This window comes from Roseovarius sp. MMSF_3281 (genome assembly GCF_030733685.1).
In the GTDB taxonomy this organism is placed as follows: Bacteria; Pseudomonadota; Alphaproteobacteria; order Rhodobacterales; family Rhodobacteraceae; genus Roseovarius.
In genome coordinates this window covers 492,936-514,203 of the sequence record NZ_JASHIM010000001.1, presented here as the reverse complement: position 1 = coordinate 514,203, position 21,268 = coordinate 492,936, and the positions used below count along the sequence as shown (strand labels likewise).

26 protein-coding genes and 1 tRNA gene are annotated in these 21,268 nt (G+C 60.8%); 11 read left to right on the top strand and 16 right to left on the bottom strand.

Annotated features, from left to right (window positions below; all coding sequences use genetic code 11):
• Positions 1-64: 64 nt before the first annotated feature.
• Positions 65-1,156 (bottom strand): GTP cyclohydrolase II, encoded by a 1,092-nt coding sequence (gene ribA, locus RBB32_RS02735; protein ID WP_306151125.1) that lies wholly within the window; start codon positions 1,154-1,156, stop codon positions 65-67.
• A 164-nt stretch (positions 1,157-1,320) separates the two neighbouring features.
• On the opposite strand from ribA, the gene RBB32_RS02730 reads away from it, so the two are divergent.
• From RBB32_RS02730 to RBB32_RS02710, 5 genes are all read left to right on the top strand, one after another.
• On the top strand, positions 1,321-2,007 hold the full coding sequence (locus RBB32_RS02730) for a response regulator transcription factor (RefSeq protein WP_306151124.1): 687 nt from the start codon (positions 1,321-1,323) through the stop codon (positions 2,005-2,007).
• Positions 2,008-2,225: 218 nt separating this feature from the next.
• Positions 2,226-3,014: an exodeoxyribonuclease III gene (locus tag RBB32_RS02725; protein ID WP_306151123.1), complete on the top strand. Its 789-nt coding sequence runs from the start codon at positions 2,226-2,228 to the stop codon at positions 3,012-3,014.
• Between the two features lie 85 nt (positions 3,015-3,099).
• On the top strand, positions 3,100-4,011 hold the full coding sequence (gene trxA, locus RBB32_RS02720) for a thioredoxin (protein WP_306151155.1): 912 nt from the start codon (positions 3,100-3,102) through the stop codon (positions 4,009-4,011).
• Between the two features lie 26 nt (positions 4,012-4,037).
• Positions 4,038-4,688, top strand: a complete 651-nt coding sequence (locus RBB32_RS02715; RefSeq protein ID WP_306151122.1) for an LON peptidase substrate-binding domain-containing protein — start codon at positions 4,038-4,040, stop codon at positions 4,686-4,688.
• The gene (locus tag RBB32_RS02710) at positions 4,685-4,882 is read left to right on the top strand and encodes a Trm112 family protein (RefSeq protein WP_306151121.1); all 198 of its coding nucleotides are present in this window, start codon (positions 4,685-4,687) and stop codon (positions 4,880-4,882) included. Before RBB32_RS02715 ends, RBB32_RS02710 begins: the two co-directional genes overlap by 4 nt.
• A 108-nt stretch (positions 4,883-4,990) precedes the next feature.
• On the opposite strand, the gene RBB32_RS02705 is transcribed toward RBB32_RS02710, so the two are convergent.
• The 3 genes from RBB32_RS02705 to purB form a co-directional block, all read right to left on the bottom strand.
• Complete coding sequence (locus RBB32_RS02705) at positions 4,991-5,188, bottom strand: helix-turn-helix transcriptional regulator (RefSeq protein ID WP_306151120.1); 198 nt, start codon at positions 5,186-5,188, stop codon at positions 4,991-4,993.
• Complete coding sequence (locus RBB32_RS02700) at positions 5,185-5,553, bottom strand: hypothetical protein (protein ID WP_306151119.1); 369 nt, start codon at positions 5,551-5,553, stop codon at positions 5,185-5,187. The genes RBB32_RS02705 and RBB32_RS02700 overlap by 4 nt, the downstream gene beginning before the upstream one ends.
• Before the next feature lie 620 nt (positions 5,554-6,173).
• Positions 6,174-7,481 carry an adenylosuccinate lyase gene (purB, locus tag RBB32_RS02695; RefSeq protein WP_306151118.1) on the bottom strand — a complete coding sequence of 436 codons (1,308 nt, stop codon included), beginning with the start codon at positions 7,479-7,481 and terminating at the stop codon, positions 6,174-6,176.
• 91 nt (positions 7,482-7,572) lie between these two features.
• Here purB and RBB32_RS02690 point away from each other — a divergent pair, with 91 nt between their 5' ends.
• Together RBB32_RS02690 and RBB32_RS02685 are read left to right on the top strand one after the other, a co-directional pair.
• Entirely contained in the window at positions 7,573-7,968 is a 396-nt protein-coding gene (locus RBB32_RS02690) for a DUF6314 family protein (RefSeq protein WP_306151117.1), read from the top strand.
• Positions 7,969-8,055: 87 nt separating this feature from the next.
• The gene (locus RBB32_RS02685) at positions 8,056-8,805 is read left to right on the top strand and encodes a DUF3445 domain-containing protein (protein ID WP_306151116.1); all 750 of its coding nucleotides are present in this window, start codon (positions 8,056-8,058) and stop codon (positions 8,803-8,805) included.
• A 140-nt stretch (positions 8,806-8,945) separates the two neighbouring features.
• Here the strand turns inward: RBB32_RS02685 and RBB32_RS02680 are convergent, their stop codons facing one another.
• Both RBB32_RS02680 and RBB32_RS02675 read right to left on the bottom strand, forming a co-directional pair.
• The gene (locus RBB32_RS02680; protein ID WP_306151115.1) at positions 8,946-9,680 is read right to left on the bottom strand and encodes a hypothetical protein; all 735 of its coding nucleotides are present in this window, start codon (positions 9,678-9,680) and stop codon (positions 8,946-8,948) included.
• 168 nt (positions 9,681-9,848) lie between these two features.
• On the bottom strand, positions 9,849-10,280 hold the full coding sequence (locus RBB32_RS02675; RefSeq protein ID WP_306151114.1) for a glyoxalase superfamily protein: 432 nt from the start codon (positions 10,278-10,280) through the stop codon (positions 9,849-9,851).
• Between RBB32_RS02675 and RBB32_RS02670 the strand changes: the two genes are divergently transcribed.
• The gene (locus RBB32_RS02670) at positions 10,279-10,464 is read left to right on the top strand and encodes a hypothetical protein (protein ID WP_306151113.1); all 186 of its coding nucleotides are present in this window, start codon (positions 10,279-10,281) and stop codon (positions 10,462-10,464) included. The genes RBB32_RS02675 and RBB32_RS02670 overlap by 2 nt on opposite strands.
• Here the strand turns inward: RBB32_RS02670 and RBB32_RS02665 are convergent.
• From RBB32_RS02665 to RBB32_RS02655, 3 genes are all read right to left on the bottom strand, one after another.
• The gene (locus tag RBB32_RS02665; RefSeq protein ID WP_306151112.1) at positions 10,461-11,255 is read right to left on the bottom strand and encodes a lytic transglycosylase domain-containing protein; all 795 of its coding nucleotides are present in this window, start codon (positions 11,253-11,255) and stop codon (positions 10,461-10,463) included. The two genes, RBB32_RS02670 and RBB32_RS02665, sit on opposite strands and share 4 nt — an antisense overlap.
• A gap of 122 nt (positions 11,256-11,377) precedes the next feature.
• Complete coding sequence (gene glnA, locus RBB32_RS02660; protein ID WP_306151111.1) at positions 11,378-12,784, bottom strand: type I glutamate--ammonia ligase; 1,407 nt, start codon at positions 12,782-12,784, stop codon at positions 11,378-11,380.
• Positions 12,785-12,825: 41 nt separating this feature from the next.
• On the bottom strand, positions 12,826-13,164 hold the full coding sequence (locus RBB32_RS02655) for a P-II family nitrogen regulator (RefSeq protein ID WP_154148519.1): 339 nt from the start codon (positions 13,162-13,164) through the stop codon (positions 12,826-12,828).
• 175 nt (positions 13,165-13,339) lie between these two features.
• Here RBB32_RS02655 and RBB32_RS02650 point away from each other — a divergent pair, with 175 nt between their 5' ends.
• Entirely contained in the window at positions 13,340-14,878 is a 1,539-nt protein-coding gene (locus RBB32_RS02650; protein WP_306151110.1) for an NAD(P)H-hydrate dehydratase, read from the top strand.
• 20 nt (positions 14,879-14,898) lie between these two features.
• On the opposite strand, the gene RBB32_RS02645 is transcribed toward RBB32_RS02650, so the two are convergent.
• On the bottom strand, positions 14,899-15,435 hold the full coding sequence (locus RBB32_RS02645) for a Hint domain-containing protein (protein WP_306151109.1): 537 nt from the start codon (positions 15,433-15,435) through the stop codon (positions 14,899-14,901).
• A gap of 153 nt (positions 15,436-15,588) precedes the next feature.
• On the opposite strand from RBB32_RS02645, the gene RBB32_RS02640 reads away from it, so the two are divergent.
• Positions 15,589-15,673, top strand: a tRNA-Leu gene (locus tag RBB32_RS02640).
• A 639-nt stretch (positions 15,674-16,312) separates the two neighbouring features.
• The gene (gene tig, locus RBB32_RS02635; protein WP_306151108.1) at positions 16,313-17,644 is read left to right on the top strand and encodes a trigger factor; all 1,332 of its coding nucleotides are present in this window, start codon (positions 16,313-16,315) and stop codon (positions 17,642-17,644) included.
• An 82-nt stretch (positions 17,645-17,726) separates the two neighbouring features.
• Here tig and RBB32_RS02630 read toward each other — a convergent pair whose 3' ends face one another.
• The 6 genes from RBB32_RS02630 to rpsF form a co-directional block, all read right to left on the bottom strand.
• Positions 17,727-18,527, bottom strand: a complete 801-nt coding sequence (locus tag RBB32_RS02630; RefSeq protein WP_306151107.1) for an acyl-homoserine-lactone synthase — start codon at positions 18,525-18,527, stop codon at positions 17,727-17,729.
• A gap of 177 nt (positions 18,528-18,704) precedes the next feature.
• Positions 18,705-19,418, bottom strand: coding sequence for a LuxR family transcriptional regulator (locus RBB32_RS02625; protein WP_306151106.1), 714 nt, complete (start codon positions 19,416-19,418; stop codon positions 18,705-18,707).
• Positions 19,419-19,436: 18 nt separating this feature from the next.
• Complete coding sequence (locus RBB32_RS02620) at positions 19,437-19,793, bottom strand: helix-turn-helix domain-containing protein (protein WP_306151105.1); 357 nt, start codon at positions 19,791-19,793, stop codon at positions 19,437-19,439.
• A gap of 170 nt (positions 19,794-19,963) precedes the next feature.
• Positions 19,964-20,599, bottom strand: a complete 636-nt coding sequence (gene rplI, locus RBB32_RS02615; protein WP_306151104.1) for a 50S ribosomal protein L9 — start codon at positions 20,597-20,599, stop codon at positions 19,964-19,966.
• 12 nt (positions 20,600-20,611) lie between these two features.
• On the bottom strand, positions 20,612-20,839 hold the full coding sequence (gene rpsR, locus RBB32_RS02610) for a 30S ribosomal protein S18 (protein WP_058291462.1): 228 nt from the start codon (positions 20,837-20,839) through the stop codon (positions 20,612-20,614).
• Between the two features lie 28 nt (positions 20,840-20,867).
• Positions 20,868-21,221 (bottom strand): 30S ribosomal protein S6, encoded by a 354-nt coding sequence (gene rpsF / locus RBB32_RS02605; protein WP_154148511.1) that lies wholly within the window; start codon positions 21,219-21,221, stop codon positions 20,868-20,870.
• Between the last annotated feature and the right edge of the window lie 47 nt (positions 21,222-21,268).

The following is a 21,268-nucleotide window of genomic DNA, read 5'->3' as shown; positions in this document are numbered from 1 at the left end:
CGACTCCTTTGATCCCTGACAGAGTTGATCCGTTTTTGTTCCGGTTCAAGGGGCGCTGCGGCCTTCAGAGCATATGGCCGGATTTCTTGGCCTTGGTGGCCAGGTAGGCCCGGTTGTGGGCGTTTTCGCCCACCTTGAGGGGGACACGTTCGGCCACCTTGATGCCGCTGTGTTCCATCATGGCGATCTTGCCGGGGTTATTGGTGAGCAGCCGCACCGAGGAAAAGCCCATACGCTTGAGGATTTCGGCGCCGATGCGGAAATCGCGTTCATCGTCTTCAAAGCCAAGGCGGTGGTTGGCCTCGACCGTATCGAACCCCTGATCCTGAAGCGAATAGGCGCGCATCTTGTTGGCAAGGCCGATGCCGCGCCCCTCTTGGTTGAGGTAGAGCAGCACGCCTGCGCCTTCGGCCCCCATTTGCGCCAAGGCCCCGCGCAGTTGCGGGCCGCAATCGCATTTCAGGCTGCCCATCAGGTCGCCGGTAAAGCAGGCTGAATGCAGCCGCGCCAGAACCGGGGTATCGCGGCGGGGCTGGCCGATTTCCACGGCATAATGTTCTTCGCCGCCGTCTTCGGGGCGGAAGATATGCAGCCGGCCAGCCTCGGACACTTCAAGCGGCAGGCGGGCGTTCACCACCGGGTGCAGGGGGCTCATTTTCAACATGTGCGGCGCGGCGGTCGTGGCGTTGACCAGCGTTAGCCGGTGTTCGGATGCCATGGCGGGGCCATCTACGACGTCCAACACAAGGGCCGCGGGCAGAAGGCGGGCGGATTTGACAAGGCTGAGGGCGAGGCGGTGCAGGTCGGCACATCCGTCCCGTGCCGTCGCCAGCGGGCCCTTCATCGGCATCTTGAGGTCATCGGCAGGGTCTGCCACCGACAAGACCCATGGCAGGCTGGCGTCGGGGGGCAGGATCACGCGGGCCAGGTCGCCGTCATAGGCGCGCGCCTTGAGGGTTGCGGCGCGGCGCGCACTTATCGCGAGGACGGGCGTGGTGCCCAATGCCAGAACATCGGCAAGCCGTTGCGCATCCAGTGTTTCAGCCGCGAGGACAAGGGCGGCATTCTGGCCGTCGGTCAGCACCACGGGCACGCCCATCCGCAGGTCGGCGCGGGCGCGTGCAAGTGTTTCGATCAGGTCGGGCGCGAGGCTCATGCGCGACTCCTGCGGTTGAGGGTGACTTACATGTAGCGAATGTCGTAACGAATTGAAATATTTCCTCGCCGGGCAACACGTGGCCGTGATGCGGCTGTAGCAAGTCTTGCCGTTTCGGTGATCGGGGCGCACATCCTTGTCAATGAAGCAAAGGAGTGACCGAGATGGGACAGCTCAAGAAAATCCTGCTTGTCGATGATGACGAGGACCTGCGCGAGGCGCTGAGCGAACAATTGGTGATGACCGAGGATTTCGATGTCTTCGAGGCGGGCAATGGATCGGAAGGCATGGCAAGGGTGCGCGACGGCATCTATGACCTTGTGATCCTTGACGTGGGCCTGCCCGATACCGATGGGCGGGAGCTGTGCCGCTTGATGCGAAAGCAGGGGGTGAAGGCCCCGATCATGATGCTGACCGGGCATGACGGCGATTCCGACACGATCCTTGGGCTGGACGCCGGGGCCAATGATTACGTCAGCAAACCTTTCAAGTTCCCGGTGCTTTTGGCGCGTATCCGTGCCCAGCTTCGCCAGCATGAACAAAGCGAGGACGCGGTTTTCCAATTGGGGCCGTATACCTTCCAGCCTGCCATGAAGATCCTTGTGGATGAGGAAGATCGCAAGATCCGCCTGACCGAGAAGGAAACCAATATCCTGAAATTTCTTTATCGGTCGTCGGAAGGCGTGGTGGCGCGTGACGTGTTGTTGCACGAGGTTTGGGGCTATAACGCGGGGGTTACGACCCACACTTTGGAGACCCATATTTACCGCCTGCGCCAGAAAATCGAACCCGATCCGTCGAACGCGCGCTTGCTTGTTACGGAATCCGGTGGTTACCGGCTCTTGTCATAGTTGAAAAGCGTGTCGACTTGAGGTACATCATTGTAGACCGTTGTACACGGTGACAACGAGACGACATACCCGTTGCATGTGCGGGTTATCGCATGCACCTCCCTGTTGGACTGACCCCGGCCTGTCCGGGGTCTTTTTTTGCGTTCTGGGTGGGTGTCATGGCCGCGCGGGCGCGTTATAGGTTCTTGAAACGCCATGTCAGACAGGAGCCTTGCGCCATGCCATTCACCCTTGCCACCTGGAACATCAATTCGGTTCGCCTGCGCGAGGATTTGGTCGCCAAGCTTTTGCGTGAGGAGGGGCCGGATGTCCTGTGCCTGCAGGAATGCAAAAGCCCGGTCGACAAGATCCCGCGGGAACAGTTCGCGGCGCTTGGTTACCCGCACATGGTGGCGCGGGGGCAGAAGGGGTATAACGGCGTGGCGATCCTGTCACGCCAGCCGATCGAAGACGCGGGCGAGATGGATTTCGCGGGCCTTGGCCATGCGCGGCATGTGGCGGGGCGCTTGGAAAACGGCGTGGTGGTTCACAACTTTTACGTGCCCGCAGGGGGCGACAAGCCGGATCGCGCGGTGAACGAGAAATTCGGCCAGAAGCTGGATTACCTGACGGATATGCGCGACTGGTTCCGCGACAACCGCCCCGAAAAGGGTATTCTGGTGGGGGATCTGAACATTGCGCCGTTGGACGAGGATGTCTGGGACCACAAGAAAATGCTCAAGGTGGTCAGCCACACGCCGGTGGAGGTGGAGCATTTGGGCAATGCCCAAGAGGCGGGCGCCTGGGTGGACGTGACGCGCCGGGATATTCCGGAGGGCAAACTGTATAGCTGGTGGAGCTACAGGGCGCGCGATTGGGATGCCGCCGACAAGGGGCGGCGGTTGGATCATATCTGGGCCACGCCGGATATTTCGAACGCCGCACATGGCAGCCGTATCTTGCGTGCCGCGCGCGGCTGGGAGAAACCCAGCGATCATGCGCCGGTGTTTGCGACGTTTGATTTGTAAGGCGTCTTTGGCGGACCCCTTGCATCATGGGGCACGCTACGCCATTTAAGCCATGACACTCACACATAACCCCGGAGAGCGCGCTATGCTTGAACTCGGTGGCACGACCCCCCCCGCAACCGACCTGATCAAGGATGTCTCGGAGGCCGATTTCATGGCCGAGGTCGTGGAGGCCAGCCAGACCGTGCCGGTTATCGTGGATTTCTGGGCGCCGTGGTGCGGGCCTTGCAAAACCCTTGGGCCGGCGCTTGAGGCGGCGGTGACCAAGGCCAAGGGCGCGGTCAAAATGGCCAAGGTCAACGTGGACGAAAACCAGATGATCGCGGGGCAATTGCAGGTGCAATCCATCCCGACGGTCTATGCCTTCTGGAAGGGTCAGCCGGTGGATGGTTTCCAGGGCGCTGTTCCGCCGTCGGAAATTGATGCTTTTGTCGACCGGGTGGTACAGGCCGCAGGCGGTGATGCCAGCGGCGGTTTGGACGATGCCCTTGCCGCTGCTGAGGAAATGCTGGAGCAGGGCGCGGCGAGTGACGCGGCACAGACCTTTGCCGCAATCTTGCAGGAAAGTGAAGCGAATGCAGGGGCTTACGGCGGATTGGTGCGGGCCCATATCGCGATGGACGATCTGGAACAGGCCGAGGCGATCCTGAACGGGGCACCTGCCGAGATATCGAAGTCCCCCGAGTTGGAAGCCGCCCATGCGCAACTTGAACTGGCCAAGCAGGCAAGCGAGGCCGGGCCGGTGTCCGAGTTGAAAGCCGCTGTCGAGGCCAACCCCGACGATCATCAGGCGCGGTTCGATCTGGCGCAGGCGCTGTATGCCGGGGGGCAGGTGCAAGACGCCGTGGATGAGCTTCTGGAGCTGTTCCGCCGTGATCGGGAATGGAACGAAGAAGCCGCGAAACAGCAGCTTTTCACCATTTTCGAAGCGCTCAAACCCAATGATCCGATTGTGTTGAACGGGCGCCGGAAACTCAGCTCAATGATATTTGCCTGACCGGTTTTACGGGCTAGATTTCGAATATGTTCAACGAAGCCGATCTGCCCGAGGTTATCCCGATCTTTCCCTTGCCCGGGGCGTTGCTTTTGCCGCGCTCTCGGCTGCCTTTGCATTTGTTCGAACCACGGTATCTGACGATGCTGGAGGATGCGCTCAAGACGCCGGAGCGGTTGATCGGGATGGTGCAACCCAATGCCGCGCCGAATGGCCGGAGCGGGGGCACCGGCCTGCATGCGATCGGTTGCGTGGGGCGGGTGACGCAGTTCTCGGAAACCGAGGACGGGCGCTATATGATTACCCTTACCGGCATATCCAGATACAGGATTATCGAAGAAGTAGAAGGGTTTACGCCCTATCGACGCGCACGGGTGTCCTGGGCCGGTTTCGGGCGCGACCTTGGCCCGGTGGATGAAGACCCCGGGTTTGATCGTGCTGCCTTCCTGTCCTTGTTGGAGCGTTATTTCATTGCACGGGAATTGCAGACCGATTGGGAGACCCTCAAGGATGCGGATGACGAATTGCTGATCAATTCGCTGTCGATGCTGTTGGGATTCGAACCGGAGGACAAGCAGGCGCTTCTGGAGGCGCCATCGCTGAGCACACGGCGCGAAACCCTTGTGACGCTTATAGAATATGCCCTGCGGGGCGGAAGCGATGAGGAGATCATGCAATGAATGACCCAATCGGAGGCATACCGTTCGACCGCCGGATGTTGGAGGCACTGATCTGCCCGCAGACGCAATCGACGCTGGAATACGATGCCGATCACCATGAGTTGGTCAGCCGCAAGGCCGGGCTGGCCTTTCCCATCCGTGACGGGATTCCGGTGATGTTGGTGGACGAGGCACGGCGCTTGGACGAGGGGTAAGAAAACGTACGAGTCGTACGTTTTATACGCGGGTTTCGTACGAAAATGCGGCGCGAGCTGAGGCCCGTCGTACGAGTCGTACGAAAACCGGTCGGAAAACGGTCTCTTTCATTCCTCTTCTGGCCGAAAGATATTTTCGATTGTTTCACCGAAGAGGCGCGCGATGCTAAACGCAAGCGGAAGGCTGGGGGCATAGCGCCCCCGTTCAAGGGCGTTGATGGTCTGTCGCGAGACGCTTAGATGGGTGGCAAGGTCGGCCTGGGACCATCCCTTCTGTTGGCGAAGCTCGCGGATACGGTTTATCATCTAAAGCGGAGCCGCCCGATCATGACGCCAATGAACCAGATCGTGGCCATCAAAGGCCAAACGGCAAACATTGAAAGCTTGGGAAACCCCGCACCTTCAAGAAAGCCATAGCCGAAGGTGATCAACGCCGTTCCTGCAAATGACAGGGCAAGCGCCTCGAACTGAAGCTTGCGCTGCATTTCGTCCAGGTTCCGGATGCTGAGAACCACCACCCCGCAAATGAATGCGGAAGGCAGCATCGGACTAAGAGCAATCAGAAGGCGGAGAGACTGGCTTTCGATGCCGCCTGCGAGGGTGCGCTGAGAGAGGATCAGCGTGGCCGTGTAAGCGGCCAATCCAGCCAAGAGAAGAAGAAGCCCACGCATTTTAGTCTCCGGAATAATGTAAAGCTTGCTTTACTTTGTTTGATGGGGTCGTGAATGTCAAGCTTGCTTTACAATTGCGTGACCGGCCGCTTGGTTCGTATGACGTGCAACCGGAGTGTCCCGTCCTAGCAGGCGCAGGGAGTGGCCGAGCCGGCGACGCTGCGCCGCAGAGCCAATCTTACGGCCGATGTACGCAGTGGACCGGGAGCGACAGAGCATTTGGCCAAGGCCGTCGGCCTGGACCGACGCATGTCCGGTTTGAGTCCCATGTTGGACATTTGATCGCGAAGCTCCCGCGCGGAATCAAGGCGCGGCACGCGCCGCCGCGCATCGTCATGCTGAAAGCATGCCTCCGGCATGACGCCGTCCCCCGGCACGGCGATTGGGCTGGTAAGGGCACAAGGCTTAAAGGTCACGCGCCAGTGGCCGGGATAAAGTGAACTGTTCAAAGGTTAGATCGCCGCACCACGGCCCGCCGATGCGCGGCTAGTGCAATCTCCGCTTCGTCCCGCAAACCCGACATTGCGACGAGGACGTTTTCCGACCCCTTGTCGCGATAGGGCGTAGCAAGAAGTAGCAGGACGAAGAAAGGCCGGGCGCTTGGCCCGGCCTTGTTATTGTCAGCTTTCGCCGAAGACCCGCTCAAAGATCGTATCGACGTGCTTGGTGTGGTAGCCCATGTCGAATTTTTCTTCGATCTGCTCTTTGCCCAGCGCCGCGACCACGTCGACGTCGGCAAGCAGTTCCTCTTTGAAATCGGTGCGTTCTTCCCAGACCTTGAGCGCGTTGCGCTGCACCATGGCATAGGCGTCTTCGCGGCTGACGCCCGCTTGGGTCAGGGCCAGAAGCACGCGTTGCGACATCACGAGGCCGGGGAACTTGTTCATGTTGTCGAGCATGTTCTCGGGGAAGATCAGCATCTTGTCGATCACGCCGGTGAGGCGCGCGAGGGCGAAATCAAGCGTGATGGTGGCATCCGGGCCGATCATCCGTTCCACCGAGGAATGCGAGATATCGCGTTCGTGCCAAAGCGCCACGTTTTCCATCGCCGGCACCACGGCAGAGCGCACGAGGCGGGCGAGACCGGTCAGGTTTTCGGTCAGCACCGGGTTTTTCTTGTGCGGCATGGCCGAGGAGCCTTTTTGCCCCATCGAGAAGAACTCGGCCCCTTCCAGCACTTCGGTGCGCTGCATGTGGCGCACTTCGATGGCGATGTTTTCGACCGAGGAGGCGACAACGCCCAGGGCCGCGAAGAAGGCGGCATGACGGTCGCGCGGGATGACCTGGGTGGAAATCGGCTCGGGCTCAAGGCCCAGTTTCTTGCAGACGTGATCCTCGACCGCCGGGTCGATGTTGGCAAAGGTGCCCACGGCGCCCGAGATGGCGCCGGTGGCGATCTCCTCGCGCGCGGTTTTCATGCGGGCAAGGTTGCGGTCCATCTCGGCATAAAAGCGGGCGAAGGTCAGGCCCATGGTGGTGGGCTCGGCATGGATGCCGTGGCTGCGACCGACGCGCAGGGTCATCTTGTGTTCCAGCGCGCGGCGTTTGAGGGCAGAGAGCAGGCCTTCGATATCCTTGATAATGATATCGGCGGCGCGGACCAGTTGCACGTTGAAACAGGTATCCAGCACGTCCGAGCTGGTCATGCCCTGGTGGACGAAGCGGGCCTCTTCGCTGCCCACGTGTTCGGCAAGGTGCGTAAGGAAGGCGATGACGTCATGCTTGGTGACGGCCTCGATCTCGTCGATGCGGGCGACGTCGAATTCCACGTCATTGGCTTTCCAGACGGCCTCGGCGTTTTCGCGGGGGATGACGCCGAGGTCGGCCATGGCGTCGCAGGCGTGGGCTTCGATCTCGTACCAGATGCGGAATTTGCTTTCGGGCGACCAGATGGCAACCATGTCGGGGCGGGAATAGCGGGGAATCATGTGACGAGCCTTTGTCTGTCCTGTAACCGTTGGCGGGGGTGTAGACCTATGGGCGCTGAGCGGCAAGGCCGGGGCCGGGGAGTAAGACGCAATGACCGTGCAATTGACGGATTTCGAGGGCAGATGGCGGCTGTCGCGGCACATGGTGCATGCCGATGGCACCGAGGCGCGGTTCGTAGGCGAGGCGGTGTTTGCCCCTTGTGAGGAAGGTTTGGCCTATGAGGAAGTGGGGCGGATGAGCCTGCCCGGGCAACCGCAGATGGAGGCGCGGCGGAGCTATCTGTGGAAACCGGACCTGACGGTGTGGTTCGAGGACGGGCGGTTTTTCCACCGGGTGCCGGGCGCGGGGGGCGAGACCGGCCATTGGTGTGACCCGGATCAGTATGACGGGGCTTATGAATTCGGCGATTGGCCGGTGTGGCGGGTGCGCTGGAGGGTGCGCGGGCCGCGCAAGGATTACCGGATGGAAAGTGAATATCGGCGGTGAGGATTGGGGGCTTTGCCCCCGACGTTGAAAATCGGGGGATTTTCAACGCCTCCCCCAGGATATTTGTAAAAAGAAGAAGGGGTGGATGTGAGCGAGATTTTGCAGCGGGCGGTGCCTTATGACCTGGAGGCGCGGCGCTTGCCCGGGGTTGCGCCTTTGGATGAGAGCGATTGGCTTTGGGTGGACGAGGCTTTTGCCGCGCAGATGGCGGAGCGGGCGCGATTGCTGGCCGATCGCCGGGACGAGGTTCTGGCCGTGACGCCCGAGGGCGAGGCGGCGGCGCAGGAGTTGTTGGAGCATGTCTTGGCATGGCTTGCCGCCCATGCGCCGGGCTATCGTGTCGGGGCTGCCGAGGTCGCGCGGCCCGATGGGGTGGTTGTCGCGCTTGATCGGCGGGATCCGATGGGCACGTTGGGGCATTTGGTGCAGGAGGATCTGTGCCTGATGGAAAAGCGCGGGGCCGAGCATCACCTGACGGCGGCGGTGTTGTGCTTTCCGGCCAGTTGGCGGCTTTCGGACAAGATCGGGCGGCCATTGACGGGCATTCACGTGCCTGTGCCGGAGTATGACGAGGGCCTCGCGCGGCGGGTGCAGCGGTTGTTCGACGGGGTACAAGTGGGCCGGCCCCTGTGGCGGTTCAATGCGCTGCCCTATGCGATGGCGGATTTGTTCCAGCCACGGGCGCGAAGCGTGCCGGAGGGGCCGGCGGCGCGGGCCTTGCCTTATCTGCGATCAGAGCGGCAATGTGTTTTGCGGCTGCCCGAAACGCGGGCCTGTGTCTTTTCGATCCATACCTTCGTTGTGAAGCGCATGACAGCGGCGACGGAGATGGCGTGATGAGGCGCGATTGACGCGCCTTGCCCCGGCAATGGCAAGACCCGCGCGGGGCGCGGGCCAAGGCGACGTTTTTCACCGGGTTTTCCCGGCGCCATGTGCCGGGGTTTTGACCCTTGACCGGCCGAGGGGTGCCCGGGTCTTCATTGAAACGCCTGCTGGGGTTTGGGCGCCGTGATGGCGCGCAGGCAGGCATAGACGATGAAGGTGGCCCCGACGGGTGGGGACACCATCATCATCGTGGCCCCGACGGTGTAAACCGTGAGCTTTTGCGGCAAGGTGTCTTCGCCCAGGCCCGCCAGCGGTTGGTAATCGGCATCCAGTATATCGCTGGACTTGGGGTGAATCTTGCTGTTGGGCTGGGCGTTTTCAGGGGTGTCATCTTGGGTATCTTGCGCATCTGCATGGTCGGCGGCGGTGTCGTCGGAGGGATTGTAGGTTTGCGCGTGGGGATAGCCCGTGTAGTGCAGAAGCTCGCAGAGGGAGTCGATCAACTCTGTTCCGACGGGGCGATCTGCCTTGCTGTGCAGGATGCTGTTGATCGGCAGGTAGCTTTCCGCATGCATCAGCAGTTGCGCCTTGATCAGCCGAAACAATTTTTCGTCGAGAATGACGGCGCTGCTGTCTTCGGTGCGGCCAATGGCGAGGATGAGATGTGGGGCCCTGTTGGGGCTTGGCTGGTCGATCCAGCCAAGAACAAGGCGTACCGGCCCGCGTTCCAGGATGGCGATATCGTCGCCATCGCGGATCAGGGCCTGACGCATGAGGCCGGGCGGGCGAAAGGAAAGATCGATTTCCTCAACGATATCTTCGAAGGTTTGGGACAGAAACGGCTTCAACTCGAGAACGGCAACAGTACCATGGAGTTGCTCGGTCATAACTCTGCTCGCGTGGTTTTTTTCATTCACGCCATATAAAGCGGAGAAGTTTGGCCGGTTTGTGTCACGGACAAGGAAGTTTGGGAATAATTCGTGTTTTGGTTGTGACGCGCCTTGGCGGGCAAACCGTTGTCCGGCACCCGCTGTTACAGGGTGCCGGACGATGTTTTACGCCGCGAAAAGACTAAGATGGGGGGTGCCATCCGAGGTCTTCTGGGTGGTGGTGCCCTTGGCATTTATCACGCAGCGCACCTGGCTGCGCAGGTTCGAAAAATGCGGCGAGGTGACCACGTCCACCGGCGCGTCGAATTGCAGCGTCAAACGCCAGAAGCCGCCGGTTGCTTCGCTGGCCGCTTTTACGCGGCCGGTGAAGGGTTGGTTGAGGTAGCGGCCGCGCACGGCTTGCCCAACTTGCCAGCGGGGCGGGTTTTCCCAGCAGGCGGCGGCCTTTGCCGTGTTCCAGTCACGGTGGCCGTATTGCCGGGCCACGGTTTCAAGCGCCGCGGAATGCGTGAGGCGCGTTCCGCTGTCTTGCAGCGCGGCGCGCAGGCGGCGAGCCTGTTGTTTCATCGCCGAAACGGCGGGGGTCGTCTGTGTCATGGATCTGGTTCCCTTGGTCACTTGGGGTGACGGGGTCCGCGTTGCCGCCGCTCGTGACCGTTGGGTCAGAGAGGGGTATCAAATGCAGGGCTTCACCATGGCCTTGGGCCTGCGGACGGCGGGGGCCTGCGCCCGAGAACGGCAGATAGGAGCGCGGGCCGGACCTGTCAAGGGGGCGGGCTAGCCTTGGATCTGGGCGGCCATGATGGCGATGGCCTTTTGATAGACGCCGGCCGCGTTCCATTGCTTGATGACGTTGAAATTGGGCTGGCCTTCCTGGAAGCCCGCGCCGGGACGCCAGCCTTTCTGGCGCAGGAAGTTGGCGGTTGAGGCCAGTGCATCGGCCTGATTGTAGAAATCGACGCGCCCGTCGCCGTTGACGTCGACACCGTACTTCAGCGCATTGCCGGGCAGGAACTGGGTATGGCCAAGTTCGCCGTGTTTTGCCCCCTTGGTGGTGCCGGTTATGGCCCCGCGATCCACCAGTTTCAGCGCGCCGATGGCATGGGGGGTGAAGAAATCGGAGCGGCGGCAATCATAGGCCAGCGTGGTGATGGCCGAGACGACCGCACTGTCGCCCATGAAGCGGCCAAAGCCGGTTTCCATGCCGTGGATGGCGATGATGACGCCGGCGGGCACGCCATAGCGTTGTTCCAGCGCGTTGTAGAAATTGCGATCACGCGCCAGCCGCTTGCGGCCCTGTGCCACGATGGTGGCCGAGCCGCGGATTTGCATGAACTTATCCAAGGAGTAGCGAAAGCTTTTCTGGTTGCGGTCGGCGGCGATGGTGCGCGAGGCATATTGCGCATTGGCCAGTGCCTGAAGCCCGCGCCCGCCGACACCTGCGCGCTGTGCCTCGGCGGCGAAGGCGGCTTTCCATTGGCCGAACCCGTTGCCGGTATTGCCGCAGGGCGCGGCAAGGGTGGGGGTTGAAAAGGCGGCGAGGGCGGCGGTGAGCAGGGCAAGGCGGCGCATGAAAATGACTCCGGGTCAATGAACATTATGGCATCGAGTGTATCCAGAAGGCCCTGTATACGCCAAATGAAAAAAGGGCGCCCCGCAAGGCGCCCTTTTCGCATTCACTGTCCAACGCTGTCTTAGCAGCTGTAGTACATGCCGAACTCAACCGGGTGCGGCGTGTGTTCGTAGGTTTCGATCTCTTCCATCTTGAGGTCGATGTAGCCTTCGATCTGGTCCTTGGTGAAGACGTCACCGGCCAGCAGGAAGTCGTGGTCGGCGGCCAGCGCCTCCATGGCTTCGCGCAGCGAGCCACAGACGGTCGGGATGCCTTCGAGTTCCTCGGCGGGCAGATCGTAGAGGTTCTTGTCCATTGCCTCGCCCGGGTCGATCTTGTTCTTGATGCCGTCAAGGCCGGCCATCAGCAGGGCAGCAAAGCAAAGGTAGGGGTTTGCCGAGGGATCGGGGAAGCGGGCCTCGACGCGCTTGGCCTTGGGCGACTCGGTCCAGGGAATACGGACACAGCCCGAGCGGTTGCGTGCCGAGTAGGCGCGCAGAACCGGGGCCTCGAAGCCCGGGATCAGGCGCTTGTAGCTGTTGGTCGAGGGGTTGGTGAAGGCATTGAGCGTTTTCGCGTGCTTCAGGACACCGCCGATGAAATACAAGGCCTCTTGGCTCAGATCGGCGTATTTGTCGCCTGCGAAGAGCGGCTTGCCGTCTTTCCAGATCGACATGTTGACGTGCATCCCGGTGCCGTTGTCGCCATAGATCGGCTTGGGCATGAAGGTGGCGGATTTGCCGTAGGCGGCGGCCACGTTGTGGATGACGTATTTGTATTTCTGAAGTTCGTCGGCCTGTTTGGTCAGGGTGTCGAAGATCAGGCCAAGTTCGTGCTGGCAGGAGGCCACTTCGTGGTGGTGCTTGTCGACCTTCATGCCAAGGCGCTTCATGGTCGAAAGCATTTCCGAGCGGATGTCCTGGGCATCGTCGATCGGGTTGACCGGGAAATAGCCGCCCTTGACGCCGGGGCGGTGGCCCATGTTGCCCATCTCGTACTCGGTGTCGGAGTTCCAGGAGGCGTCCATCGCGTCGACCTCGTAGGAAACCTTGTTGATGGTGTTCGAGAAGCGCACGTCGTCAAACAGGAAGAATTCCGCTTCGGGGCCCATGTAGGCCACATCGCCGATGCCCGAGGCTTTCAGGTAGGCCTCGGCCTTTTCGGCGGTGCCGCGCGGGTCGCGGTTGTAGGGTTCGCCGGTGTCGGGTTCGACAATCGAGCAATGCACGCAGAGGGTTTTCTCGGCATAGAAGGGGTCGATATAGGCGCTTTCGGTGTCGGGCATGAGTTTCATGTCCGAGGCTTCGATGCTTTTCCAGCCGGCGATCGAGGAGCCGTCGAACATGAAGCCTTCTTCGAGGAAGTCTTCATCGACTTCATCGACGATGATGGTCACGTGTTGCAGCTTACCGCGGGTGTCGGTGAAGCGGATGTCGACGTATTCGACGTCTTCGTCCTTGATGGTCTTGAGCAGGTCCTGTGCGCTCATGTCTATATCCCTTCGTTTGCTTGGGGTCAGTGCAGGTGGGTTTACAGGGCGTCCGAGCCGGTTTCGCCGGTACGGATGCGGATGGCTTGTTCAACGGGGCTTACAAAGATCTTGCCGTCGCCGATCTTGTCGGTTTTGGCGGCATCGATGATTGCCTCGATGGCCTGATCGACCTGATCGTCGTCGATCACCACGTCGATTTTCACCTTGGGCAGGAAATCAACCACGTATTCCGCGCCGCGATACAGTTCGGTATGGCCCTTCTGACGGCCGAAGCCCTTGACCTCGATCACCGAGAGACCCTGAATCCCGGCGTCTTGCAGGGCTTCTTTGACTTCGTCCAGTTTGAACGGCTTGATGATCGCTTCGATCTTTTTCATCGGGCTGGCCTCCTCGCCTTTCTGGTGTTGGGCAGTTTCAGACCACTTCTCAGGGGGGCGCTCAATCGGATAGGGTTGGGGGCGGGGGTTTGCCGGGCAGTTGCAAAAGGGTATGCCCAAAAATTAAGCAAAACGCCCGCACAATGTGCGGAATTGAATCTCGAAAGGTGTAAAAATGACCGAATTGCTGACCTCGGCGCAGATGCGGGCGACTGAGCGGGCGGCCATCGAGTCGGGGCAGGTGACCGGGCTGGAACTGATGGAGCGCGCCGGGCGCGGCGTGGTCGAGGTGGTCTTCGAGGAATGGCCGGAACTGGCCCGCGCGCCGCATCGCGCATTGGTTTTGTGCGGGCCCGGCAACAATGGGGGGGATGGGTTCGTTGTTGCGCGGGTGTTGAAGGACTGGGGCTGGGAGGTTGAAGTGTTCCTTTATGGCGACCCTGCGAAGCTGCCGCCGGATGCCAAGGCCAATTACCAGCGGTGGTGCGCGATGGGGAAGGTGGCCGACCCGGTTTCAGCGATAGGCGATGCGCAGCAACCGGACCTGATCGTTGACGCGGTGTTCGGGACCGGGCTGACCCGACCGGTGGAGGGGGGGCTTGCACAGGTCCTGAGTACATTCGACAGTTTTCGTGCATTGAAAGACGTGCGAACCGTGGCGGTGGACATATCTTCGGGCCTTTGTGCGGATAGTGGCCGCACCCTTGGCACATATGCGAGTGCCGACCTGACTGTGAGTTTCCATTCCGCCAAGCCGGGGCATTACCTGTCGCGCGGGGCGCAGCAGGCGGGCAGGCTGAGGGTCAGGACTATCGGGCTTGAAGGCCGCCCCGATATCGAGAGCGTGGTGCGGTTGGCCGATGGCATGTCGGGCATGGGTTTGGGCAAGGCCGCCGTGTTGCACAAGTATTCCCATGGTCACGCTCTGATCCTTTCCGGTGGTGCCGGTAAAACCGGCGCGGCGCGATTGGCGGCGCGTGGGGCGCTGCGGATCGGGGCAGGGCTTGTGACGCTGGGGGTGCCGGGGGCGGCGCAGATGGAGGTGGCCGGCCAGATCACCGCCTTGATGTTGCGACGGGTGGATAGTGGTGCAGGGCTGGCCGAGGTGTTGGAGGACGACCGGCTTAATGCGCTATGTCTCGGGCCGGGCCTTGGGGGCGAACGCGCGCGGGACTTGGTGCCGGTTGCCCTGTGTGCCGGGCATGGCCCCGGCGTTGTCTTGGATGCCGATGCGCTGACCGCGTTTCAGGACGATCCAAAGGCTTTGTTCGCGATGCTGCATGGCAAATGCGTGCTGACGCCTCATGCGGGGGAGTTCGCGCGGCTTTTCCCGGATATTGCCGAAAAGCTGAACGCGGTGCCCGCCGAAGGCCCGGCTTATTCCAAGGTGGACGCCACGCGGGACGCGGCGCAGCGGGCGGGCTGTACCGTGTTGTTCAAGGGGGCGGATACGGTGATTGCCGCGCCCGATGGGCGGTGCAGCATCAATTCGGCGCAGTATGACCGGGCCGCGCCGTGGCTGGCCACGGCCGGATCGGGGGATGTGTTGGCCGGGTTCATCACCGGGCTCATGGCCCGGGGGTTTTCACCGATGCAGGCGGCGGAAGCGGCCGCATGGTTGCATGTGGAGGCCGCGCGCAGCTTCGGGCCGGGGCTGATTGCAGAGGATCTGCCCGAGGAATTGCCCAAGGTTTTCAGGAAGCTGGGGCTGTGATGTGACGCGCCCCGCGGACTTTAGGCCAGCGGGGCGTTTTCCGTCTTTCTGGAGGGCGGATCAGACGGTGTTATCGAGCTTGGCCTCTGGCCTTCGCTGGCAACTTCGAGGCCATCGACATAAAGGATATGGGGCCGGTCGAAGCGCAGGTCATAAGCCGTCAGGGTTTGGCGGCCCGCGGCGGTGATGAACTCATCGTCGATCAGGCGGTCGGCGCGAACCACGGCCTGCCGCGCGTTAAAAAGCGCCTGGGCGCGCCAGTCGCGGATCAGGATCGGGTGACCGGCGGGCAGGGTCACGTCGCTGTCGGGGCGGGTGTGACCCAAGGAGCCTGCTTTGATTGCAACGGTTTCGCAGGTGATCTTGCGGCAGGTGACCCCGCGCAACACGGCCATTCCGGCATCGCGGGTGACGATACGGTCGCCATCCCGAAGGTCGGCAACAGGTTTTTCACCATCGAGCGTGAGGATGATGGAATTGGCCATCAGGCCATAGGAGAATGCGGGCGTGGTCGCGCCACTTGCGCTGTTGTCCCGCCCGACCGTTTTCGGTTTCATGGCGTGTCTCGCTGTTTTTTCTGCCTCAGGTTGTATTTAGTTTAAGGCAAAAATGTGCCCGTGTCGCGCCTTTTTTGTGCCTAATGGTTCTTATTCTTATGTGAATTTTCCACTCGCATCCGATTTGCGGCTTTGCTAAAGGCTTTTGTCAGTGCGGGTGTGGCGGAATTGGTAGACGCACCAGATTTAGGTTCTGGCGCCGCAAGGTGTGGGAGTTCGAGTCTCCCCACCCGCACCAACAGCAATTCGAAGAATTGCTGAACCACGGTTCCACCCAGAAAATAGCGGCAGGCGTTTCGCAGAAATGCCGAGAGCGGGCATGGCTGTGAGGCCCCGGGTCTGGCCCGGGGCGGGGGTGTTGTTAACCAATCCCTCGAGTCGCAATGAAACCCCTTGGGAAAAAAGAAAATACCTGTCTGTATCGCGGCGGTATTTTCCCCGATACCCCGAAATTAGCACACCGCGCGGTGGGTTTTATCGTTTGTTTTCAGTACGAGGCCCCGGCGTGGTTGGACGCGGTTTCGGTTGAAGCGAGGGCGCGGAATCGAGGCGCGGAGCGCCGCCGCGCCATCGCCGGGCCGCCCGACCGGCCCGGCGATTGGGTTAAGGTAGCTACGCCGCCTTTCTGTTACGCGCCAGTTTCTTGGATAAAGCGCTATAGCCCCTAGACCAGTTCGCCGTGCCGCGGCCCGCCGATGGCGCGGCTATGCGCACCCGCTCATAGCGTTCCGATCGCCACCGCGCGCGTCGGCTTTGGCGCGGCTTTGTGCTGCGCCCCAAGACTCTGCTTGCGCCCTTGCCTTGTGATCCCTAGAAGGGCGCTTGATTTTGACCGCCGCGGACGCCTCCGCGGCCCGATGCATATGAGAGGACGACAATGCAGGTCACCGAGACCCTGAACGAAGGGCTGAAACGCGGATACAAATTGCTTCTGACCGCGCAGGAGCTTGACGACAAGGTGATGGACAAGCTGAAGGATGCTCAGCCTGACATCGAAATGAAGGGTTTCCGCAAGGGCAAGGTGCCGCTGCCGCTTTTGAAAAAGCAGTTCGGCCAGCGTGTTCTGGGCGAGGCCATGCAGGAAGCCGTTGATGGTGCGATGTCGAAGCACTTCGAGGACAGCGGCGAGCGCCCGGCGGCGGAACCCGCGGTGAAGATGACCAATGAGAATTGGCAAGAGGGCGACGATGTCGAGGTCGAAATGACCTATGAGGCACTGCCCGAGATCCCCGAGGTGGACCTGAAATCTCTGAAACTGGAGAAGATGGTTGTGAAGCCCGACGACGCGGCGGTTGACGAGGCGCTTGGCAATCTGGCCGAGAGCGCGCAGGACTTCAAGGATCGCAAGAAAGGCACCAAGTCGAAAGACGGCGATCAGGTCGTGATCGACTTTGTCGGCAAGGTGGATGGCGAGGCCTTTGAAGGGGGCTCGGCCGAGGATTACCCGCTGACCCTTGGGTCCAACAGCTTTATCCCCGGGTTCGAGGAGCAGCTGGTTGGCGTGAAGGTCGGTGACGAAACCGAGGTCAAGGTGACCTTCCCCGAGGAATACGGGGCCGAGCATCTGGCCGGGAAAGACGCGGTTTTCGAATGCACCGTCAAGGAAGTCAAAGAGCCGGTTGCCGCCGAGATCAACGACGAGTTGGCCACCAAGTACGGTGCCGAAAGCCTTGATGACCTGAAGGGGCAGATCCGCGAGCGTCTTGAATCGGAGTACGCCGGGGCCGCGCGCGCGGTGATGAAGCGTGGCATGCTGGACGAACTGGACAAGATGGTCAGCTTCGAGTTGCCGCCGAGCATGGTGGAGGCCGAGGCCAAGCAGATTGCCCACCAGATTTGGCACGAAGAGAACCCCGAGGTCGAGGGCCACGATCACCCCGAGATCGAAGCCACCGAAGAGCACACCACGCTGGCCGAGCGCCGCGTGCGTCTTGGCCTGCTTCTGGCCGAGTTGGGCCAGAAGGCCGAGGTCGAGGTGACCGATGCGGAAATGACCCAGGCGGTCATGGAGCAGGCGCGTCAATACCCCGGGCAGGAACGCCAGTTCTTCGAGTTCGTGCAGAACAATCCGCAGATGCGTCAGCAGCTGCGCGCGCCGATCTTCGAGGACAAGGTGATCGATTACGTGGCCGAGCTTGCCGATGTGACCGAGAAAGAGGTCTCGAAGGACGAGCTGGAAAAAGCCATCGAGGAGATGGAAGACGAGTAAGCCTTCCCGGCATTACTGATATGAAAAGGGCCGCTTAATGAGCGGCCCTTTTTGCAAACTGCGATGATGGGGGGGTGCCTTTTCAGGCGTCGCAGTTTGGTTCCGTGCTGAAGGCGCTGCTCAGGGTGCGTTGCAGGGCCAGTGCCGCGGCTTTTTCGCTTTCGGTGCGCGCCTCCAGGATTTGTTGATCGCAGTATTCGCGTAGATCGGGCGACATATGCGGCGCCGCCTTGTCGCGATTGGCGATGGCAAGGGCGGCTGTGTCCTCGTCAACGAAGATATCCCCGGTGATCCCGGCGAAGGTGCGGATACGATTGATCCGTTCTTCGGTGATATCGCTCAGGGCGGCGAGGGCCTTGGTTTTGCCCATTTGCACGGTTTCCCCGATGTAATCGCAAGGCGCGTTATCACTGCGCTTGAGGATGCGATCCATGGCGGGATCAACCACCGAAATCACATCGGAAATGCCGGATTCGTAAGCGTATTCGGCGATGCCGGCCATCAGTTCGCAGGCGGTGTAAGACACGCTGCGGCCATCGTTTTTGCGTTTGATGCGATCGGTGTCGATGCAAAAACGGGTGTTCTCCCAGATCGTGGCACTTCGCAGGGGCGGTTCACCACAGAGAATATCCTGAAAGACGTCCGACAGCATATGCGGACCGGTGGTTTGAAGCATGCGGTTGCATCCGACGACGTTATAATCGTCGTCCAGTGCCACCAGGTAAGCCGGGTCGAGATCGTCGAAAAGGTCGATCTCGCGCCCATTGCGCACTTTGACGTCCCATCCCATGCGGTCCCTGAAAACACGCGCGCGCAACTTGAACATATCGTCCAGAATGGAGCCAAACCGATGCCGGTTCAGCGCGTCGATGACTAGGATCATGGTTTTACTTCCTCGGATCAATGATGATGAAACCGAAGATATCAAGTTGGGGGCCGGGGGGTATTAGGGAAATCCCGTACTTCTGCGCAATTCAGGCCCGAGTGGCCGCGATGTGCAGGCCGCCAGCCCCGATGGCCCCTAAAAAGGCGTTAAGAGTTTTACAGCGGTGTCACGGTGTCAGCCGGGTTGAATGAACCCAAGGCTGACGGCGCGGCCCACGGCCTGCGGCGTCGAGATGGTGCAAAGCTTTTCGCGCGCGGAACGCAGGTGAACTTCGACCGTGCGCGGCGAGATCGACAGGATGTCGCCCACGTCCTGTTGTGACTTGCCCGCCGCAACCCATTGCAAGATCTCGGTTTCGCGGCGCGACAGGTTGGGTTGACGCAATGCCTTGAGCAAGGGGTCGGAATTCATCACCGTATCGTGCAGATGCACCGCGTTACTGAGCAGATTGCCCGTGATTTCGCGGCGCAGCTTGGTCCATTCGCTGGCCTGCATGGTGGCGCAGGCGCAGAGAAGGCCGATTTCGCCGAACATGCCGCGGATCGGCACGGTGACCCCTTGGTTGGGCAGGCCGAAATCCTGTGCATCACGGAAGACCCGGCCATAGTTGTCATCTTTTTCCAGGCGCTTCCAATCGACCGGGGCGACCGAACGCGCGGCCGAGCGCAGGGTTGGATCGTAGTCTTGCAAACCTTCCCTGACGTAGTGTTCCTTCCAATCGTCAGGGTATGTCGTGAACCCGTGCATGGTGCCCGACACCGGATTGGCCGAGAAGTAGGTTGCATGTTCCACCCCAAGGGTATCGCACAGCTTATGCAGGTGCGCGACGTAATCTGTCTGCGCACCTGGTGTACGGGCGATATCGATGAGGTTGGTGTGCCTGGTCATGGCAAAATGATTTCGATCCTATGCCGGTGTTGCGGTTGCTTTATTTTGAGATAGCTGCCGCGCATAGGTCATCAACTCGATTTGCTTGGCCAGAGGCATTGCGGTGTAAAGGTCAAGCAATTCGAGCGGTGTGCCCGGCCCGTCCTGACCGTTCTGTGTGATATCCTGGAACAGGGATAGGACGGAGACCCCAAGCGCATCGGCAGTATCCCAAAGCCGGGACGCAGCCACGCGATTGGCGCCGCTTTCATATTTCTGCACCTGTTGAAAAGTTATGCCAATTTGTTTGGCGAGGTCGGATTGGCTTAGACCGAGCGCTTTGCGGTACATGCGAATCCGTGCGCCAATGGCTTTATCTATGTTTACTGTATGCATGCTTACCCTTGTATGTAGTGGTCACTTTTACTGATACAACTGACTACCTTTATATAGGTAGAAATACGTTAACACGCGCTTTTGTTGGCTGTCGAGATAGTGCGAGCCGAATAATTAGGGGCCGCGCAACAGAATTGCGCGGCCCCGAGTTCTGAAAGCAAATGGCGGGTTCAGCCGTTGTCGGTGTCGTCTTCGCCGTCTTCGGGAAGGACTTCTTCAACGGAGTCTGCCAGATCTTCGTCTTCCGATGCGGCCGAGCCGATATCGTCGAAGAGTTCGGCGATCTCGTAATCGGCGGCGGCTTCGGCCTCGGCGGCGGCGTCCTGAATGGTCTTGCCGGTCGCTTGCAGTTCGGCCTCTTCGGGCGAACGGGCGACGTTGAGGGTGATCAGCGCCTCGACCTCGGGGTGCAGGTGCACCTCGACTTCGTGCAGGCCAAGGGTTTTGATCGGCTGGCGGATGATGACCTGCTTGCGGTCAACGTTCACGCCTTCCTCTTTGGCCACGGCGGCGGCGTCACGGGTGGACACCGAACCGTAGAGGCTGCCGCCATCGGAGGCCTGGCGAATCACGACGAACTGCTGGCCGTCGATTTTCGCGGCCAGTGCTTCGGCCTCTTTCTTGGTTTCCAGGTTGCGGGCTTCGAGTTGCGCCTTGCGCGATTCGAAGTCGGCGATGTTCTGTTCCGAAGCCGACAGGGCCTTGCCCTGGGGCAGGAGGAAGTTGCGCGCAAAGCCGGGCTTGACGTCGACGACGTCGCCCATTTGGCCCAGTTTGGCCACGCGTTCGAGAAGGATAACTTGCATGATGCTCTCTCCTTACTTCACGGCGTAGGGCAGCAGGGCGAGGAAGCGCGCGCGCTTGATGGCGCGGGACAGTTCACGCTGCTTCTTGGCCGAGACGGCGGTGATGCGCGAGGGCACGATCTTGCCGCGTTCGCTGATGTAGCGTTGCAGCAGTTTGGTGTCCTTGTAGTCGATCTTGGGTGCGTTGTCGCCCGAGAAGGGGCAGACCTTGCGGCGGCGGAAAAACGGTTTTGCAGCCATGGGTTAGTGTCCTTTCTTCAAGCGAGGATCAACGACGTTCGCGGCGATCGCCACGGTCGTCTTTTTTCTGCATCTGGACCGAGGGGCCTTCCTCGTGCTCGTCGACCTTGATGGTCATGACGCGCATCACGTCGTCGTGCAGGCGCATCAGGCGTTCCATTTCCTGAACGGCCGCTGCGGGTGCATCGGTGCGCAGGAAGGCATAGTGGCCCTTGCGGTTCTTGTTGATCTTGTAGGCCATGGTCTTGACGCCCCAATACTCGCTATCCACGAGTTTGCCGCCGTTGTCGGACAGCACGGTGCCAAAATGTTCGATGAGGCCTTCGGCTTGCGCGTTGGACAAGTCCTGACGCGAAATAAAAACATGCTCGTAGAGCGGCATGTTATCTCCACTTCTGTCTGGGCGCATTTCAAAGGCGGGTCTTTTAC

Excerpts from the sequence above, each read along its gene's own strand:
- ribA (WP_306151125.1), bottom strand. The coding sequence starts at position 1,156 with ATGAGCCTCGCGCCCGACCTGATCGAAACACTTGCACGCGCCCGCGCC.
- RBB32_RS02730 (WP_306151124.1), top strand. The coding sequence starts at position 1,321 with ATGGGACAGCTCAAGAAAATCCTGCTTGTCGATGATGACGAGGACCTG.
- RBB32_RS02700 (WP_306151119.1), bottom strand. The coding sequence starts at position 5,553 with ATGCGTGGGCTTCTTCTTCTCTTGGCTGGATTGGCCGCTTACACGGCC.
- RBB32_RS02625 (WP_306151106.1), bottom strand. The coding sequence starts at position 19,418 with ATGACCAGGCACACCAACCTCATCGATATCGCCCGTACACCAGGTGCG.
- rpsF (WP_154148511.1), bottom strand. The coding sequence starts at position 21,221 with ATGCCGCTCTACGAGCATGTTTTTATTTCGCGTCAGGACTTGTCCAAC.
- RBB32_RS02710 (WP_306151121.1), top strand. The coding sequence starts at position 4,685 with ATGAATGACCCAATCGGAGGCATACCGTTCGACCGCCGGATGTTGGAG.
- RBB32_RS02650 (WP_306151110.1), top strand. The coding sequence starts at position 13,340 with ATGACCGAATTGCTGACCTCGGCGCAGATGCGGGCGACTGAGCGGGCG.
- glnA (WP_306151111.1), bottom strand. The coding sequence starts at position 12,784 with ATGAGCGCACAGGACCTGCTCAAGACCATCAAGGACGAAGACGTCGAA.
- purB (WP_306151118.1), bottom strand. The coding sequence starts at position 7,481 with ATGATTCCCCGCTATTCCCGCCCCGACATGGTTGCCATCTGGTCGCCC.
- RBB32_RS02655 (WP_154148519.1), bottom strand. The coding sequence starts at position 13,164 with ATGAAAAAGATCGAAGCGATCATCAAGCCGTTCAAACTGGACGAAGTC.
- RBB32_RS02675 (WP_306151114.1), bottom strand. The coding sequence starts at position 10,280 with ATGACACAGACGACCCCCGCCGTTTCGGCGATGAAACAACAGGCTCGC.
- RBB32_RS02645 (WP_306151109.1), bottom strand. The coding sequence starts at position 15,435 with ATGAAACCGAAAACGGTCGGGCGGGACAACAGCGCAAGTGGCGCGACC.
- tig (WP_306151108.1), top strand. The coding sequence starts at position 16,313 with ATGCAGGTCACCGAGACCCTGAACGAAGGGCTGAAACGCGGATACAAA.
- RBB32_RS02665 (WP_306151112.1), bottom strand. The coding sequence starts at position 11,255 with ATGCGCCGCCTTGCCCTGCTCACCGCCGCCCTCGCCGCCTTTTCAACC.
- rpsR (WP_058291462.1), bottom strand. The coding sequence starts at position 20,839 with ATGGCTGCAAAACCGTTTTTCCGCCGCCGCAAGGTCTGCCCCTTCTCG.
- RBB32_RS02620 (WP_306151105.1), bottom strand. The coding sequence starts at position 19,793 with ATGCATACAGTAAACATAGATAAAGCCATTGGCGCACGGATTCGCATG.
- rplI (WP_306151104.1), bottom strand. The coding sequence starts at position 20,599 with ATGCAAGTTATCCTTCTCGAACGCGTGGCCAAACTGGGCCAAATGGGC.
- RBB32_RS02705 (WP_306151120.1), bottom strand. The coding sequence starts at position 5,188 with ATGATAAACCGTATCCGCGAGCTTCGCCAACAGAAGGGATGGTCCCAG.
- RBB32_RS02680 (WP_306151115.1), bottom strand. The coding sequence starts at position 9,680 with ATGACCGAGCAACTCCATGGTACTGTTGCCGTTCTCGAGTTGAAGCCG.
- RBB32_RS02630 (WP_306151107.1), bottom strand. The coding sequence starts at position 18,527 with ATGATCCTAGTCATCGACGCGCTGAACCGGCATCGGTTTGGCTCCATT.
- RBB32_RS02690 (WP_306151117.1), top strand. The coding sequence starts at position 7,573 with ATGACCGTGCAATTGACGGATTTCGAGGGCAGATGGCGGCTGTCGCGG.
- RBB32_RS02725 (WP_306151123.1), top strand. The coding sequence starts at position 2,226 with ATGCCATTCACCCTTGCCACCTGGAACATCAATTCGGTTCGCCTGCGC.
- RBB32_RS02715 (WP_306151122.1), top strand. The coding sequence starts at position 4,038 with ATGTTCAACGAAGCCGATCTGCCCGAGGTTATCCCGATCTTTCCCTTG.
- trxA (WP_306151155.1), top strand. The coding sequence starts at position 3,100 with ATGCTTGAACTCGGTGGCACGACCCCCCCCGCAACCGACCTGATCAAG.
- RBB32_RS02670 (WP_306151113.1), top strand. The coding sequence starts at position 10,279 with ATGGATCTGGTTCCCTTGGTCACTTGGGGTGACGGGGTCCGCGTTGCC.